Origin of the sequence: Shewanella sp. SM101 (assembly GCF_025654465.1) — a bacterium.
Classification (GTDB): domain Bacteria; phylum Pseudomonadota; class Gammaproteobacteria; order Enterobacterales; family Shewanellaceae; genus Shewanella; species Shewanella oncorhynchi.
The window spans coordinates 68,848-86,033 of record NZ_JAKKRH010000015.1 but is presented as its reverse complement, the minus strand read 5'-3'; the positions used below and the strand labels follow the sequence as shown (position 1 = coordinate 86,033).

At 45.6% G+C, this 17,186-nt stretch carries 14 protein-coding genes; 7 read left to right on the top strand and 7 right to left on the bottom strand.

Going from position 1 to position 17,186, the window contains the following annotated elements; genetic code table 11:
• Positions 1–9: 9 nt before the first annotated feature.
• Genes spoT through gmk form a run of 3 tightly spaced genes read right to left on the bottom strand, consistent with a single transcriptional unit; the run spans position 10 to position 3,118 of the window.
• On the bottom strand, positions 10–2,115 hold the full coding sequence (gene spoT, locus L5M38_RS10405; protein WP_105251161.1) for a bifunctional GTP diphosphokinase/guanosine-3',5'-bis pyrophosphate 3'-pyrophosphohydrolase: 2,106 nt from the start codon (positions 2,113–2,115) through the stop codon (positions 10–12).
• 42 nt (positions 2,116–2,157) lie between these two features.
• A complete protein-coding gene (rpoZ, locus tag L5M38_RS10400; RefSeq protein WP_007651394.1) occupies positions 2,158–2,436 on the bottom strand; it encodes a DNA-directed RNA polymerase subunit omega in 279 nt (92 codons plus the stop codon).
• Positions 2,437–2,494: 58 nt separating this feature from the next.
• Positions 2,495–3,118: a guanylate kinase gene (gene gmk, locus L5M38_RS10395; RefSeq protein WP_105251162.1), complete on the bottom strand. Its 624-nt coding sequence runs from the start codon at positions 3,116–3,118 to the stop codon at positions 2,495–2,497.
• 252 nt (positions 3,119–3,370) lie between these two features.
• Here gmk and L5M38_RS10390 point away from each other — a divergent pair, with 252 nt between their 5' ends.
• The 3 genes from L5M38_RS10390 (at position 3,371) to L5M38_RS10380 (ending at position 7,179) form a co-directional block, all read left to right on the top strand.
• On the top strand, positions 3,371–5,083 hold the full coding sequence (locus tag L5M38_RS10390; RefSeq protein WP_263179034.1) for a hypothetical protein: 1,713 nt from the start codon (positions 3,371–3,373) through the stop codon (positions 5,081–5,083).
• Between the two features lie 166 nt (positions 5,084–5,249).
• Positions 5,250–6,122 (top strand): NDP-sugar synthase, encoded by an 873-nt coding sequence (locus tag L5M38_RS10385; protein WP_263179033.1) that lies wholly within the window; start codon positions 5,250–5,252, stop codon positions 6,120–6,122.
• On the top strand, positions 6,115–7,179 hold the full coding sequence (locus tag L5M38_RS10380) for a phosphotransferase enzyme family protein (RefSeq protein ID WP_263179032.1): 1,065 nt from the start codon (positions 6,115–6,117) through the stop codon (positions 7,177–7,179). The genes L5M38_RS10385 and L5M38_RS10380 overlap by 8 nt, the downstream gene beginning before the upstream one ends.
• 48 nt (positions 7,180–7,227) lie before the next feature.
• Here L5M38_RS10380 and L5M38_RS10375 read toward each other — a convergent pair whose 3' ends face one another.
• On the bottom strand, positions 7,228–8,061 hold the full coding sequence (locus L5M38_RS10375) for a sulfotransferase (RefSeq protein WP_173497406.1): 834 nt from the start codon (positions 8,059–8,061) through the stop codon (positions 7,228–7,230).
• A gap of 409 nt (positions 8,062–8,470) precedes the next feature.
• Here L5M38_RS10375 and L5M38_RS10370 point away from each other — a divergent pair, with 409 nt between their 5' ends.
• The 3 genes from L5M38_RS10370 (at position 8,471) to L5M38_RS10360 (ending at position 12,275) form a co-directional block, all read left to right on the top strand.
• Positions 8,471–9,592, top strand: coding sequence for a Fic family protein (locus L5M38_RS10370; protein WP_263179031.1), 1,122 nt, complete (start codon positions 8,471–8,473; stop codon positions 9,590–9,592).
• A 497-nt stretch (positions 9,593–10,089) separates the two neighbouring features.
• Positions 10,090–10,320 carry a helix-turn-helix domain-containing protein gene (locus tag L5M38_RS10365; protein WP_076497128.1) on the top strand — a complete coding sequence of 77 codons (231 nt, stop codon included), beginning with the start codon at positions 10,090–10,092 and terminating at the stop codon, positions 10,318–10,320.
• Positions 10,317–12,275, top strand: coding sequence for a DUF2075 domain-containing protein (locus L5M38_RS10360; RefSeq protein WP_263179030.1), 1,959 nt, complete (start codon positions 10,317–10,319; stop codon positions 12,273–12,275). The genes L5M38_RS10365 and L5M38_RS10360 overlap by 4 nt, the downstream gene beginning before the upstream one ends.
• Before the next feature lie 141 nt (positions 12,276–12,416).
• On the opposite strand, the gene L5M38_RS10355 is transcribed toward L5M38_RS10360, so the two are convergent.
• Complete coding sequence (locus tag L5M38_RS10355; RefSeq protein ID WP_263179029.1) at positions 12,417–13,328, bottom strand: LysR family transcriptional regulator; 912 nt, start codon at positions 13,326–13,328, stop codon at positions 12,417–12,419.
• A 295-nt stretch (positions 13,329–13,623) separates the two neighbouring features.
• Here L5M38_RS10355 and yjjG point away from each other — a divergent pair, with 295 nt between their 5' ends.
• On the top strand, positions 13,624–14,304 hold the full coding sequence (gene yjjG / locus L5M38_RS10350; protein WP_263179028.1) for a pyrimidine 5'-nucleotidase: 681 nt from the start codon (positions 13,624–13,626) through the stop codon (positions 14,302–14,304).
• A 316-nt stretch (positions 14,305–14,620) separates the two neighbouring features.
• Here the strand turns inward: yjjG and L5M38_RS10345 are convergent, their stop codons facing one another.
• Both L5M38_RS10345 and L5M38_RS10340 read right to left on the bottom strand, forming a co-directional pair.
• Positions 14,621–15,502, bottom strand: coding sequence for a hypothetical protein (locus tag L5M38_RS10345; protein ID WP_263168694.1), 882 nt, complete (start codon positions 15,500–15,502; stop codon positions 14,621–14,623).
• Positions 15,503–15,525: 23 nt separating this feature from the next.
• Positions 15,526–17,184, bottom strand: a complete 1,659-nt coding sequence (locus tag L5M38_RS10340) for a VWA domain-containing protein (protein ID WP_263168691.1) — start codon at positions 17,182–17,184, stop codon at positions 15,526–15,528.
• Between the last annotated feature and the right edge of the window lie 2 nt (positions 17,185–17,186).

Sequence of the window (17,186 nt, the reverse complement as noted above, 5' to 3'; positions counted from 1 at the left end):
TTGAGTTAATTAACGATTACGGGACGTACGCAGCACTTCGGGCAGTACCCTAATTCGGCGCATCACGTTGGCTAAATGGATCCTGTCTTTCACCGAAATCCGCAGATTGATCAAATACACGCGACCATCACGTTCTTCAGTGCTGAGGTTGTGAATGTTTGAACCTTCGGCGGCAATGATCGAGGTGATCTTCGCCAGTGCACCTTGGTGGTTAACGATTTCGACCCGCAGATTGGCTTGGTAATCAACGCCTTCAACATTATCCCATTGTACGGGAATATACTTGTCTGGCTCGCCTTGATAACCACGAATATTGGCGCAGTTTTCCATGTGTACCACTAAGCCCTTACCTTGGCTCACGTGGGCAATCACGGCATCACCTGGGATAGGGCGGCAACAGTTCGCGAAGGTAACGAGCATGCCTTCGGCGCCACGAATTGGCATCATGTGGCCGTCGCGGCTCTCTTGATTCTCAAGATTATCGCCAATCAAACGCTGGGCGATAACAATACTCATGGCATTGCCAAGACCGATATCGGCGAGCAGCGAATCGAGCGTCGTATGTTTAGTATCGCGGATCACTTTTTCAATCTGCTCAGGCGCAATGCTGTCGAGTTTAGTTTTGCCTAGCGCATGGTTGAGCAGGCGGCGACCGAGTGCAATCGCATCATCACCTTTAAGGCTTTTCAGCACTTGGCGGATTTTAGCGCGGGCCTTACCGGTTACCACAAAGTTCAGCCAAGCGGCATTAGGACGCGCGCCTTTAGCGGTAATGATTTCAACGGTTTGGCCTGAAATTAACGGTTGGCTAAGCGGATACGCTTGGCGGTTAACACGGGCGCCGACGCAAGTATTACCTACGTCCGTATGCACTTCGTAGGCAAAGTCTACCGCGGTGGCATTGACGGGTAATTCCAGAATGCGACCTTCGGGGGTGAACACATAAATCTCTTCAGGGAAGAGTTCCGTCTTCACGTTTTCAACGAATTCGAATGAGGTGCTAGCGCTTTGTTGTAGCTCCAACAAGCTTTGCATCCACTTACGGGCACGCACTTGAGTCGTCGTGCCTTGGCCTGTTTGTGCACCGCCTTTGTAGGCCCAGTGTGCGGCAACCCCTTTGTCGGCCATCTGATCCATATCTTCGGTACGAATTTGGATCTCAACGGGCACGCCATGTGGACCAAATAAAGAGGTATGGAGTGACTGATAACCGTTGGCTTTAGGGATAGCTATATAATCTTTGAAACGACCGGGACGAGGCTTGTACAGTCCATGCATGGCGCCGAGTACGCGATAACAAGTGTCGATGGAATCGACTATCACCCTAAAGGCGTAGATATCCATCACTTCTTGGAATTGCAGCTCTTTACTCTGCATCTTGTTATAGATGGAGTAGAGGTTTTTCTCGCGACCTTTGACTTTTCCTGGAATACCCGCATCGTTTAAGCGCGTATACACAGCGGCTTCGATGCCTTGGATCAATTCTTTGCGATTGCCACGGGCGGCTTTAACGACTTCTTTAAGCACTCGATATCGCATGGGATAATAAGCTTGGAAACCTAAGTCTTCTAACTCTGTCTTGATGTTATGGATACCAAGACGGTTAGCGATGGGCGCGTAGATTTCTAAGGTTTCGCGGGCGATACGGCGACGTTTGTCGGGACGCAGTGCGCCTAAGGTACGCATGTTGTGGGTTCTATCGGCAAGCTTGATGAGGATAACGCGGATATCCTGCGTCATCGCCATCATCATTTTACGGAAGTTTTCAGCCTGAGCTTCTTTCTTGTCGCGAAATTTAAGCTTATCGAGTTTTGACACGCCTTCGACGAGTTCGGCCACCGCGACACCGAATAATTCGGCTAAATCGTCTTTGGTGACATGGGTATCTTCGATAGTGTCGTGGAGCAGTGCTGCCATCAGCGTCTCATGATCAAGACGCATGTCAGCAAGGATGCGGGCAACCGCAACCGGATGAGTAATATAAGGTTCGCCACTCGTGCGCATTTGCCCTTCGTGGGCATCGCGCGCAATCTGGTACGCCTGCTTGAGCAATTCTACCTGTTCAGGTTCTAAGTAACCGGAAGCAGACTCCTTTAGACCTTCAAACAGATACAAGTGGCAGCTCTCCTTTTACCTAAATAGGTTTTTACTCAAAAACTATAATGAACGACCTTCAGCAATGGCTGCAACCGCTGCAATTTCAGCGGCTTCACGTTCACGCACCGTTTGACGCTCATCGGCATCTAAGGTGTGAGCATTAACTAAACCTAGTTCGATTTCACGCAGGGCGATAACCGTGGGTTTGTCGTTCATCTCTTCAACCATAGGGTCTTTACCCTGCACGGCGATTTGGCGAGCACGACGCGCCGCAACCAAGATCATATCAAAACGGTTGCCGATTTGTTCTACGGCGTCTTCTACAGTTACGCGAGCCATGTGTTGAAACTCCAGTTTATCTAGGGAAAAAATGACGCAAAATTGTACACTATGACAGCTATCCTGCCAACAGATCGTGAAGCATATCATTTTGCGCGTGGATCTGACTAGCACCTGTTAAGCGCTGACTGCGAATGATGGCACGCAAATCGGCTAAGGCAGTGTCAAAATCGTCGTTGACGATAATAAAATCATATTCTTTATAGTGGGACATTTCCGATACGGCTTGTGCCATACGGCTGGCGATAACATCGCTACTGTCTTGTCCGCGACCTGTGAGGCGGCGCTCTAGCTCGGCTTTAGAGGGTGGTAGAATAAACACACCAACGGCCTCTGGCATCACGGCTTTAACTTGTTCGGCACCTTGCCAGTCGATATCGAGGAAAACATCGATACCTTGGGTGAGCGTATGTTCGATCACATGGCGCGAGGTACCATAGTAATTGCCGAACACTTCTGCCCATTCAAAAAAGGCATTTTCAGCAATTAAGGCTTTGAATTGCTCAACATTAACGAAGTGATAGTGTTGACCATCAACTTCACCTGGGCGTGGTGCGCGGGTGGTATGAGATACCGAAACCTGCATGTCGGCTGGCTTGTCTTTAAGCAAGGCTGAAATCAACGAGGATTTACCTGCGCCACTTGGCGCCGACACAATAAATAAATTTCCGCGTGCGGTCATGAGCTAAATATCCAATGGGTTAACGCAAGAAGGGCCCAGAAAGCCGAGTATTATACCGATTTTGACCATAGAAATACTAGGGCTTGTTGGCTGGCAATTTAAGCCTATTTTAGATTTACTTCGATATTATGTGCATTTTTATCCGACTTGGGTCGTAGGCACTGACAATTGCGGGTAAATTGGTTACGCTCGTGCGAATAAGGCAATGAGTGTCTTTTTGTATCTCGTTTTTACAACAATAAAGGAAGGGTCGTGCTGTTAAAATCTCTTTTCTGCCTTCACGGGCGTGATTCTCGTCCCCGTTTTGTCGCAATCAGTGTTGGCGTTTACGTCTGTATTGCATTTGCAGCCGCTGCTTTTGGGGCTAATTTTCTGATGTATTTGCTGGCATTGTTGGGTCTACCTTTATTAGGGCTCACCAGTTTGCGTCGTTTGGCCGATGCCGATAAGTCAAAAGGCTTGATTGGCGTATTTCTATTGCCGTTAATAATTTTCATCGGCCTGTTAGCGGCCGGTGTGCATATTGTCTTAATTGGATTGAGTTTAGTGTTAGCCGCGGGACTGACATTTTGGGGCTGGCGCTTTCCTGCACCAACGATAGTGGATTATCGCTACGGTTATTTCGGTCCTGAGCTGGATGCACCAACATCACAGGCAATGCCTAGGCGCCGTGTGGAACCGACTATCGTTCCTAAAACCATCGCACCTAAAACCATAGATCCTAAAATCGTAGATCCTAACACTATAGACCCTAAAGCCATGGCATCTAAAACTGCCATAGATCCTAACATCATTGACCCTAAACCTATTGTTGCTCAAGACGTTGCCGTAAGACAATCGGCAAAATCTACCTCTCATATTCAAGCACAACCTCAAGCTGAAAGGCATGAGCCGCATGTTGAGCAGCTTCATGCCCAAACCATTAGCGCTGAGACTGTGTCTGAGCCAGAGGTCGATTTATCGACCCATGTTGAATCTGTTTTAACATCGCCGAGGGTTGAGCCGAGTGTTAGCGCGGCGGAGGCAGAGCGAGAGGCGTTGCGTCAAGATGAACTGCGCTTCGATGCCCTTACTCGGATGACGCAGAATCCTGCCGATTTTGTGGTGCCAGACAGTCATGCAGATTTCCGTCCTGCTAATACTAGCCGCGTTGAACAGACCCACATTGAGTTGGTCGATGTCGATGTGGACAATGTTGATTTGAAACATGTCGACTTTACTGCGGCGCAATTAGATCCTGCCGAGCGTAGTGCTGAACCCGGTTGGCGTTTTACCGCCGAAGAAGATGACGAGCCTGACAGCTTTAACGATCGAGATCATGCCGAAGAAGTGCGTCAACGCCGCGCCGAAGCGAAAGATTCTGGCTCGATGACTGAGCTATTTCGCGGTTTATTTGAGTTTTTGGCGCCACTAAAGCGTTTCTTGGTGTTGCCTAAGATTAAACTGCCGAAAGTGGAACGCCGTTATTGGCGCCCAGCAGGAATTGGCTGTGGCGTGGTGCTCTTGATTGCCTTGGTGTGGGGCCTTTGGCCAAATGGCGACGCAGAAACGGGTGATGGTGCAGAAGTTGTCACGGTTAACGCGATTGCGCCCTATGCGGGTGAGCGGGTGACGCTCGCGTTACCGGACGGTTTTTCTGTGGCGCTGGAGGATGACATCTTGATCATGCGTTGGCTCGGTGAGAAAGGTAAAGCACAAAATCTGTGGTCCTTAGCGACGGCAAAGGGAGATAAAACTTGCAGCGTCTTATCCTTTAACAATGGCACTGACTATCGCCCTGTGACTGTAGATCTGAAAGCGGATTCCGCTTCAGAGGCGCGATTCTCACCACTCGATACTCAGGCCATCATTATTGATCTCGCCCGTCGAGGTAATATTAGCCTGTGTGGTTATAAGTTCAGTCTTAAGGGCAGCCAAGCGATATTGGAACAAAATCGCACCTTTGGCGATTATATTGCTCGTTAAAAAAGTCTGCAGCTAAGTCGATAAAAATTCTGCTTAAATGCTAGTCACAATTAGAGGGGTAGATTACACTTTTGCTCCTCTTTTTCTCAAACCGTACTTTAGGTTGTTTAGGTCGATGCGGTTTGGGGAAACACCTTTAAATTTGAACTGAATATATCAATCCAGCATGAATACAGAATTGACCTTAGTCATTATGGCTGCGGGGCTAGGTAGTCGTTTCGGCGGCGATAAGCAATTGGCGGCACTCGGCCCCGCGGGTGAACCCATGTTGGTGCTATCAATCATGTCGGCCATTCGCAGTGGTTTTCAGCGTGCTGTGCTGGTGATCCGCCCAGAGTTAGAAAGTGAATTAACTGAGATCCTGACACGATTTCTGCCAGCCGATTTTGAATATCATTTTTGCTATCAAGTCTTAACGGATTTACCCGAAACGGCGCAGTTGGCGGATCTTAGCCACAGGCTTAAACCTTGGGGGACGGCCCATGCACTCTGGAGTGCGCGCCATCTTGTTAAAGGGCCAATGGCCGTTATCAATGCAGATGATTTTTATGGTGATAGTGCTTTTGCTTCCTTAGCCAAAGGCTTAAGCATGAGGCCAACTGAGTGGATGATGGTGGCCTATCCCATAGAACTCACGTTGTCGGAACACGGTGGTGTTAACCGTGGTCTGTGTCAGGTTGAAAATGGTCAGCTTAAATCGGTCGCCGAATGGCTCAATATCGCCGAGCAAGCAGGCCACTTAATGGGTGATGGCCCGCAGGGTCATGCTAATTTGCCGGCGCAGTCCTTGGTCTCTATGACATGCTGGGGCTTCTCCCCAAACATATTTGATGTTATTAAACGTGAATTAACCGAATTTATCGGGCAACAGGGGCAACAACCTAAGTCTGAATGCTATTTACCCGCCATAGTACAAGCGGGAATTGAGCAAGGTTTGCCTGTGTATGTCGATGTTGCCTGTGAGCCATGGCTTGGCGTGACTTATCCGCAGGACACTGTCTGGGTAAAACAAAAATTAACGGAGTTATTGAGTGATTAAACTCATCAGGCAGTCAGTGTTGCCTCATTTTGGTATTGAATCTGCCGAGGCAAAAATTTCTGCCCTCGGTAATGGCCACATCAATGACACCCTTTTGGTGCGCTGGCCTGCGGGCGAATTAGTATTGCAGCGAATTAATACTGAGGTATTTAAAACTCCCAACGCTTTGGTCTGCAATGCCTATAAAATTAGCCATCATTTATGCGCTAAGTCGTTGCAGCAACAATACGGCCTTAAAGTCGTTAGCCCATGTTTAACCCAAGAGGGTGAGCTGGCTATCGATTTAGGCGAGCAAGGATTTTGGCGTGCTATCAGTTACTTGCCCCATAGTCTTAGCATTGAAGTGGTTAAGTCGGAACAAGAAGCGGAAATGGCGGCTAAGGCCTTTGGGCATTTTGCCTCTGCCTTGAGTGATTTTGATGCGACAGAGCTTGAAGATGTGATCCCTCAATTTCACCATTTACCGGGACGCATGGCCTTACTAAAGCAGGCCGCTGAACTCGATAGTCAACATCGCTTAGCGCTCTGCCGTCATTGGGTCGATTACGCGTTATCTCAGCAGGCTTTGCTGGATGAACTTGCAGAAATATCACCAAAGCTGCCGCTACGAATTTGTCATAACGACACTAAAATCAATAACATGCTTTTTGATAAACGTGACATGTCCAGCATGGCGATTATCGATTTAGATACCTGTATGAAAGGTCATCTTATGTATGACTTCGGCGACATGGTACGCACTTTCTGCTCGCCAGAGGAGGAAGACTCTACGGCCTTGGATAAAGTCCAAGTTCGCCAAGACATCTTCGCCGCAATTTGCCGTGGCTACTTGAGCGAGTTGGGTGACGTTTTAACGGAAGACGAAAAGTGCAGTCTGTGGCTCGGTGCTCGGGTGATTTGTTTGATGATAGGTGTGCGTTTTTTAACGGATTATCTTAACGGTGATGTGTATTTCCACATCCACCGCGAAGGCCATAATTTAGACCGCGCCGCCAACCAGTTTACCTTGTACCAAAGCTTGCTCGACCAAGAGACTGTGCTTAAAGCTAATTTCTAATTCAGCGCTTGGATATCTGTGTATTGGTATCTGTGTACTGATCCAATGTTAAAGCGTGTAGTCGAAAAATTTACGGCTTTGTGGGCCTGCGCTATTGGTGTTGACCTTGTTGGGGTGTTTATATTCGCCCCAACTTGCCACGTTGCGGCCCACGTTAAGTTTAGGGAAACTCAGCGGCTCACTTAAACCTAATGCGACATCGCTATTCTCCGCGTTTGCTTCCATTCCCAAAAATTGCAGTAACTGACTCAAGCTTCCTGCATGGCTAACATCGATTGAAATAAAGTCTTCCCGCCCATTAAAGTAAGCAAACACTTCTTGCTGATGCTTTTGATAACAAGCAATTAAGTGCTCACTGCTGGCAGGTTCCGCCACTTTATCTATGGCGAAAGTATGCCTAAAACTGCGCTTTAATATTGGATGGAAGCGGCCCGTTTTTTCATCCAAATGGGGCGCCATTTTACCAAGTAACATCTGCATCGAAGGCAACCAAGTATTGATATCGCGGTCGAGATAGACAAACACAGCCTCGGGAAATAATAAATCCAACTGCTGATAATCGCTGAAACAAGGCGTGTCAGACACTGCATCGGCCAGCATAAATGCCTGTTTAGTAAAGGCCATGTGCGCCACTTTTAGCCCTTGCTCCAATAGCGCCACACTCACACTCGTGGTGCCCGTGCGTGGCAAACCTATGATAAAGACCTTCTGCTTTTTCACCTTTATCTGTTCGTCACTGAGCGCATTCGACTGGGCTGGATGCATTGTATCTGGCGTAGCAATCTGTGAATTACCAGTAGGTTGAACATTGCCGATACGCTGTGCATTAGCAGTACATTGTACGTGAGTAGAGGTTGGTGAATTGTTGGTGTTATCAGGCATAGGTTAGGCTCAGAATGTGTGTCAGCGGTGCGGTAAAGCCGTAAGTTTTCACTTCGGCGTTTCACATTGGCGTGTCAAATCAGCGGCGGTATTATATCTCAGCGCGAAGGCTTTGTCGGTGGCTATACATAAAAGTCACGCGCAACGCCAATGCACCACAGTAAAGGCGCCACTAAGTTGTATGATAGCTGCACTGTAGCTGCACAATAATAGCAAGTGGCTGACCGCAAGGCTTAGAAACAGAGCTCCCGGATTACCAACAAGGCTCATTTCCCTGCATTGCATAGCCATGTTGGTATTGATGAGGCGATTATTAGTGCTATTCGACTCATAAAGTGAGTCGAATAGGTTTGTTAATCGCCTCATTATTTGAGTAGAATAGGCTTGTTATTCGACTCATGGGGTAGATATGTGGATTTGGCAGCAAGCCGATTGGCCTAAGTTTCATTGGAACACCAGCAGCATTGATGCCTTGCTGCGTCAGGTCTATTTCAATCAGGGCCAGTTGCTTGGCAAGCAAATGCTAAGTCACGACGATAGCTTATTAACTTCAGACGCTGCACTCGACACCTTACTCGCTAACATTATCCATTCCAGTGCCATCGAAGGTGAAACGCTCAATGCGGCTTCGGTGCGCTCATCCTTAGCTAAAAAACTCGGCGTGACTGAAGATAAACCGTATCCGACAACAGCGCAAACCGATGGTTTGGCTGACATTATGCTCGATGCCTTAAAAAATTTAGATACAGAGTTAACCCTTGAGCGGATATTAGGTTGGCATAAACAGTTATTTCCCCAGGGTTATACGCTGTTTAACCCTGTTATTGGCGGAGCGCTGCGTGGCGATACACCTATGCAGGTTGTCTCTGGCCGCATTGATAAACCAACGGTACATTTTGAGGCACCCTCTAGAGCGTCATTGGATGCTGAACTCTCGCAGTTTATCGAATGGTTTAATGCTTCACGGCAAGCGCAGGTTTTAGATCCGCTTATCCGTGCGGCGATAACACATCTTTGGTTTGTTACTCTTCATCCACTTGATGATGGTAATGGGCGCATCACGCGCATATTGACTGATTTAGCTCTGGCGCAAGCGGAGAAACGCTCGATTCGTTTTTACGCTATGTCGGTCAGTATTCTTGCCCGTCGCCAAACCTACTATGACATTTTAGAGTCCACTCAAAGGGGTGATGTAGATATTACTCCTTGGTTAGTTTGGTTTTTTGAAACCCTCAATGACTGCTTACTCAATGCGATGGCAGATGTGAGCAGAACGCTGTCGAAAATTCAGTATTGGCAAAATCTCGATCAATCCTTATTGAGTCAGGAGCAAGCCAAAGTGCTCAATCGGATGTTAGATGGCGATTTTGAACTAGGGATTAATAGTAGCCAGTATCAAAAAGTCGCGAAGGTGAGCCGCGCCACCGCCACCCGTCATCTTGCGCAAATGGTCGAACAGCGCTTTTTAGTAAAAGCCGACGCCGGCGGCCGAAGTACCAGATACTTATTGCCACTCAGTATGAAAAAATGAAGGTTAGGCATGTTATCAAGCACTTGTATTCCAGTGACTCGGTGAATAGAAACCTAGGGTTTCTAAGTTTATGAACGAGAGCCATGGAAGGCGAACTGGCAGTTAAATAGGGAATGTTCAAGTCCCAGGATGCTCAACCGTGACGTCCTGTCACGGATAGTCACTTCCATGTTAGTGCCTAATCCTGTTAGCCTTCGCGCATATCTGTTAGCCAGTAGAACCAATCGCTTAATAGAAATTTGAGATAGATACTGGCCCAAAGCCGACGTCGGCGGCCGAAGTACAAGGTACTTATTGCCGAGTGGTTGGTAAGTAGATTGCGGAATTTGCCGTCTAAATGTAATCAGCGGCAACAATCATTTTGCATTTTGTGAGTGATTACCCTGTGCGATGTTATGTCCAAATCATTAAGTGCTAGGCATTTAATGTGACTCATAGTCCGTAGACGTATTGTCTACAAGTAAAGATCATCATGAAAACTCTTCAAAGGATTATTCATGGAAGATCATTTGCTTACCTCATTCGGTACTCATCTAAAAAGTTTGCGACTTGAGAGATCTTTTTCTCAGGAGCAGCTTGCATTAAAAGCTGACATGGACAGAACCTATGTCAGCGGCATTGAACGTGGGCAACGCAATGTTAGTTTGATTAATCTTTTTAAGCTTGCCAGTGCTTTAGATATCCCGGCGAAACAACTTCTTGATTTTACCGTTGAGGGATCATTATGACTCAACGAGCATTTTATTCGGCGAGTTTTAAAGATTTTCTATCTGCTGAGCCCGATGCGATTACCGGGCAGATATCACGTTTCCATACTCAGCATTTATTGCATACACAAACTCGTGCTTGGTGTGCTGAAATTGAAGTTCTCAAACGCTCCTTGGCCGAGAGCGTTGAGCGAGAAGGGCATATTTTCATTGAGTTTATGATCCCACGAATGGGACGACGTGCGGATGTCGTGATGATATTTAAAGGAATTGTTTTTGTTGTAGAGTTTAAAGTTGGCGCAAAAGTATTTACCGCTGCAGATATGAGGCAAACTCATGGATACGCCTTAGATTTAAAGAACTTTCATCGCGGTAGTCATGATAAATTTCTAGTCCCTCTGCTTGTCGCCACCAAAGCGACGAGCCAATCGAAAGATCCAGTATTCGCAGGCGATAATGTTGCTTCTACCTTGTGTATTTCACCCGGTGAATTGTTTCCAAGAATGCGCCTAATTGCTGAGCGGTTTAATCAACCTACTTTTGATTCAAACTTGTGGGCTGATTCTGGTTATTTGCCAACACCAACTATTATCGAAGCGGCGCAAGCGCTATATGCGCAGCATAAAGTCGAAGATATTGCTCGTAGTGAAGCCGACACTCAAAATCTTGGACACACGAGCCAGCAATTACTTCAGTTGATTCACAATGCTCGGATCAATAAGCGAAAAATCATTTGTTTCGTTACCGGCGTTCCGGGTGCGGGCAAAACCCTTGTAGGGCTTAATATTGCGAGTGCGCATTCTAATGCTGACGAAAAGGAATATGCAGTATTTTTAAGCGGAAATGGCCCTTTAGTCTCTGTTTTGCAAGAAGCTCTGGCGCGAGATAGACGTGATCGCACTAAAGAGAAAATTGGCGATTGTCGACGACATACTGAGCAATTTATTCAGAATATCCATAAGTTTAGGGATGACTCGCTTACATCGAACAAACCCCCAGTAGAGCAAGTAGCTATCTTTGACGAAGCTCAGCGTGCTTGGAATGTTGAGCAGACTAGCAAATTCATGCAGACCAAGCGTAATCAAGCTGGATTCAATAAGTCTGAGCCAGAATATCTTATCGAAGTGATGGACCGCCATGAAGATTGGGCTGTAATTATTGCGTTGATCGGCGGTGGACAAGAAATCAACACCGGCGAGGTTGGGCTTTTTGGATGGTTGGATGCACTTGGCAACCGATTTACTCACTGGGATGCTTATTATTCTACGGATTTACTTAATGGTGAGTATGTGTCTACGGGTTTAACGACTCGCGACTTTTCAAAAGGTACTTTGTTACCTTGTTTACATTTGGCGACATCGATGCGTTCATTTCGAGCCGAAAAGTTGTCAAATTTTATCCACCATTTAGTTAATGGTAACAGTGGCATGGCTTTGAATGTTTTGGCGACTTTTAAGCAAAAATATCCAATTAAAGTTACCCGAGACTTAACGGCTGCTAAATGTTGGATGAAATCTCAAGTGCGTGGGACTGAAACAATGGGAATGCTAGCCTCGTCAAATGGTATTCGATTAAAAGCTGAAGGCATTTTCGTCAAAAACAAAATTGAGCATAAAGATTGGTTTTTGGGGCCGATAGAGGATATTCGTTCTTCACATTTTCTTGAAGATGTCGCCACAGAGTTTGATGTTCAAGGGCTTGAGCTTGATTGGTGTTTGGTTGCTTGGGAGGCTGATTTTAGATTCGGTCATGCAGGTTTTGAGCATATGCAGTTTCGAGGCTCAAGCTGGGAACAACGACAACGGGAAGAAAAATGCAGGTATCTTGAAAATGCCTATCGAGTCTTACTGACGCGAGCGAGGCAAGGAATGGTGATTTTCGTCCCTAAAGGCGATGAGTTAGATATTACTAGAAAACCGGCTTTTTATGATTCGACTTATCAATTTCTAAAAGCGTGTGGAATCGAAGAGCTTTGAACTTTTGAGTGAGACACGAACTAACTTTATTATCCTATTTGCAATATCAACTTTACCCATTGGATAGATAGAGTTGCTCCGCTTTTACAGGTATCGAGCATATCTCTCATTCAACATATGGGTAAAGTAGGGATGTAATTCCTAGTCGCTTACAAGTTGAAACTTATCTGAACTCGCCAGCTTCTCCATCAAAAATTCAATCAATACATTCACCTTAGTCGGCAAATGTTTTCGCTGTGGATAAACCGCGTAAATGCCATGTTCGGGGAGGGGATGATCTGCGAGCAAGGCTTGTAGGCGGCCTGCTTGTAAGTCGGCGTCGACCATGAAACGCGGCAGGTTGGCTATGCCTAAACCATCGAGTGTGGCTTGGTGGATGGCATCACTATTGTTGACTTGATAGTTACCGTTCGGCTGGATGCGAGTGGGGCCCTGCGTGCTTAAGAAGGTCCATTCAACACCATCACGAAAATATGAGTAGAACAAACAGTTATGTTGGCTGAGTTGCTGCGGCGTTTGTGGTGCAGCGTGGCGAGCAAGATATTCGGGTGAGGCGCAAATGACACTTAAACAAGGGGCGATTTTACGGGCAATAAGGCTTGAATCTGGTAGCTCGCCTATACGAATTGCCAGATCGAATCCGCCAGCAATTAAATCGGTTGTCTTATCATCCATCTGCATTTGCAGCTGTATTTTCGGGTAACGGCGCAGAAACTCGGGGATTAAAGGGGCGATATGCAAGCGGCCAAATACCATAGGAACTGCGATGCGAAGATTGCCCTGAGGCGCTTGTTGTAGCTCAGAAATGGCGTCTAACCCTTCCTCTGCGAGTTTAACGGCAGGACGAACATAGTCAAAATAGCGGGCGCCCGCTTCGGTAAGACTTAAGCTGCGAGTGGTACGGTGCAAAAGTTGAATACCCAGACTTTGTTCTAATAGGGTAATGCGTTTACTCACAGCCGATTTACTCAGTCCAAGCTTTTGACCAGCCAATGAAAAGCTACCGCATTCCACGACAGTGACAAAGATAGGTAATGCCGAAAAGTGCTCCATGGTGTCCTTAGATTATCGCGTTCCCCTGCCATTATTGTTGATGATACCTCAACAGTCAGTTTTTATTATCGTGGTTATCATTGCCCTTGATGCAAGGTAGACTAATGCACTTGCTGATTGCGGGTGTCGACTGTGAAGCCTAGTTATTTTCGGGCTCATCGCTCATGTTTATCGCTTATCTTGATTACTGCTAGGCAGCTAGCCACAGCATTGCCGCAATCGCCGATGTACCATTCTCGATGCCACTGAACGGCATGGGATGGGTCTTAGCTATTTTGTCAGAAAGAGAGTTCCTATGTCCTTGCCTTACCAATGGATTTTGTTCGATGCCGATGAAACCCTATTTTATTTCGATGCTTTAAAAGGGCTTAAGTTGATGTTTAGTGAGTTTGGGGTCGATTTTACCCAAGCCGATTTTGACGAGTATCAGTTAGTTAACAAACCACTTTGGGTTGATTATCAAGATGGCAAGATAACTGCCGCCGAGTTGCAAACCATACGTTTCGAACCTTGGGCAGCCAAATTATCTGTCACGGCCATGACGCTCAATAGTGCATTTTTATCAGCAATGGTCGAAATTTGTTCGCCGCTACCTGGTGCTCGCGAGTTATTAGCCGCGCTGCAAGGTAAAGCTAAACTAGGCATCATCACCAACGGTTTCACTGAACTACAAACCGTGCGATTAGAGCGTACAGGCTTGCAGCATCATTTTGATATTTTAGTGATTTCAGAAAAAGTCGGCATAGCTAAACCCGATGTAGGTATCTTCGAGCACGCCTTCGAACTCATGGGCCATCCTGAGCGCGATGCTGTGCTCATGGTCGGCGATAACCCGCATTCAGATATCCAAGGCGGCATCAATGCCGGTATTCATACTTGTTGGTATAACGTCCACGGCCACGATGTGCCCGCCGGTATCGTCCCGCACTATCAAGTGAGCTCGCACCAAGAGCTGCAAAAAATCCTGTTACCGTAAACAATTGTTCACTGAGCCTCGCTCAGCACTTCGCACTCGATATTAGTGAATCAGAGTGAGTGCTTTAACTGATATTCTCTCAGTGTCATAAAATACAAAAAGCCCTTATATTAAGGGCTTTTTGGTATCTAAAACACGTTAACTATCATCACTCTACGTTTTGGATCTGAATGTTGATTGGTAATTTTATTTTATTTAAAATCAATAATTTGATTATATTTTTACGTTTGTTTTTTGGTTTTAGTAACCGATTTAGTAACCACTTTGTTGTCGTTAACATGCTTGATTCTAAATAATGCGGCTTAATATATAGGTTCTAATAAACAACCCCATATACGCCCGTAGCACAACTTTGGCAGATATCATCATCGAACATATGCCCTGCATTCATAGACTCATTACAGTGCTTACACTTTCCACGGGCAATCTTACTATCGTGGATAGCTTTTGCTGCAGACTTAACCTGTCGCGGTGTAGAACTAAGAGCCATTTTCCGTTGAATAACCCATTCAAAGCTCGGTTCATGCGGATGCGGCCAAGTGATTAAACCAATGGAGATGGCTATGTAATCGTCAAATATATCGATACTTATATCTTTATTATATAAGGAGCTTGTGACTTTATCGGATAGAACATCAAAGTGTTGTTCCACAAACCTGCCGCAAGCGCTGTAGGCACATGTGGCCGTTCCATCTTGAGACTTAAAATTGGCATCAATTAATTTATTGCACTTAGTGCAGATAAAGAATGCTGGTGACTGGTCTATTGCCCGCGTTACCGCTTTTAGACTGTGCGTTAACCTTTTAGGGTTCACGCCAATTTTGTGGTGGATTAGCTTATCAAAATAACCATTATTACACCGGACATGTGCTGTTACGATGAAATCCTCATCAAGATGAACGGTATAAATAGGTCTATTAGGTAACGTAATCGAACCCTTTAGAGAAAGGTCATTGCAATCTAGTGTTGGAGACTCTCTCACTTTGCTGTTCTTCGTTTCAGAGCCGTAAATGTGATACGAATTCCACTCAAAAGATTTGAAAGGGCTGCCTATTTCATCAAGCAGTGCCATCGTTTCTATTGGTATTATTAAATCCATTAAAACCAGATAGCGGTCAATTAAATCCGGACGCCCAGTAAAGCAGATGGCGTTTTGCTCTAGCAGTGATTCAATAGTTGGAATGCAATCGAGATCCATGGCAGCGCCTCTTAAAAATTAACCTACAACAGAATAATCTCATCACTGAAATTATCTTCGACCCTTTTCCCATCGCATAATACTGAGTAGATAGAACAATCTAACAGATTTTTCTCAGTATCTAGGGAACCAATAAATTCTGTCGATAAAATGCAGTCGCCATCAGAAATCATCAGGATATCTGCCTTAATAAAGTCTTCATCATTCTTGATTATTTCCAACGCACGTTTTAATGGTGTCTCAAAATCAGTGCCGCCACCAAAACTTTGTTGTAAGAAGCTCAGTAAACCAGACGAGTTGTTTACTTCATTCATTGAAAACTCTTTTAACTCACCATTTGAGCCAAAAAGCAGTACATGGAGTGATCGTTGCTCTTGCTTGAGAATGTTCGCTATGGCCAGCAATGAGGCTTTAGCTTTTAATAATGGCGCACCAGCCATGCTGCCCGAAGTATCTAAACAAGCCACAACTGGGCCCGTTCTTTTTTGACTAGTTTGTTGCTCTTCACCATTAATATAAGTGACGCCTTGAAGTTCGTAAGTTAGTAAGTTGTGTTCCAACAGTCTTGCATAAAACAGTACTTCTAACGTTTCATCTTCAAGGTTTACCAGCTCACTTGGGAGCATTCGCATCAAATCATTGCTTCTATGAGTACCATGAACTTCGTTTTTACTCGCCTCTGGGATTTTAGTCGCTTTCTTTTTCTCTTCCGAAATATAGATTCGCCCCATTTTATGAGCAAGGTCTTTAATTCGTTGATTATCATGTAATAGTCTAGCTAATACAGTGAAATCATCCTGACTATTAATAATGTCTGTATAGGAAAAATTAGCGCCTGGGCATTTAGCTAGAAACTCTTTAACCTCCTCGTATTTATCAGAAATCTGCGTCAGAGTGCTATTGAGTGAAGTTAGCTTGTTTGTGATGTGTTGAGGTATATTTTCGTCTTCCAATTCGCTTTGGTAATCTTGTAGCTCATTGAGTTCAGAGCGGATAAGTTCAATACTTTTTTCATTCAGCGGCAGATGTTGGAAATACTGTTCTTGTGTTGGCCAATCAGGTTCAGTCACTGGATTTTTAGCTAGAGAGTTGTCCCAATCCCATAAGCGCCACTTCGTCGCGCCTAATTGCTTGCGTGCGGTATTTTTAAGCTCTGCGAGGGTCGGTTCCCATGTTTCAATTGGCACTAGCGATGTGATAGCACTAAAGCCCTTTTCTATAAGGCTACTGTCTTGTAGCACTTGGTCAGCATAATTTACACATTTAGCCGAAAACTGATGGCAGTTTTTAAACACAAGGCCATAAAAGGCTCTCTCACTAATATGAAGATCTGCTCCATGAGCCACGCTTGAATGCCCAACAGCACCATATTTATTACAGGAAACATAAATTTTACGGCCTAATGTACTCTTAGATGTAAAATCGGCTGCGTCACTATAACTAACAGAGCTTTCCGCTATACCATCGACGATGATATTAGATATCTTCCCATCATCGACATAAATGCCAGAATGCTCTATTGCGACCCATAAGTCGCAATACAAAGCACTTCCTGGCACAGGGATAATGGAGTCTCTAAATGTGCTATCGACAAAATACTTAATTGCCTTTACGACAATCGAAAAATTGGCTTTTCGCATATTATACAGGCAGTTAAGCGTGTCATAAACAGCATTAAGCATTG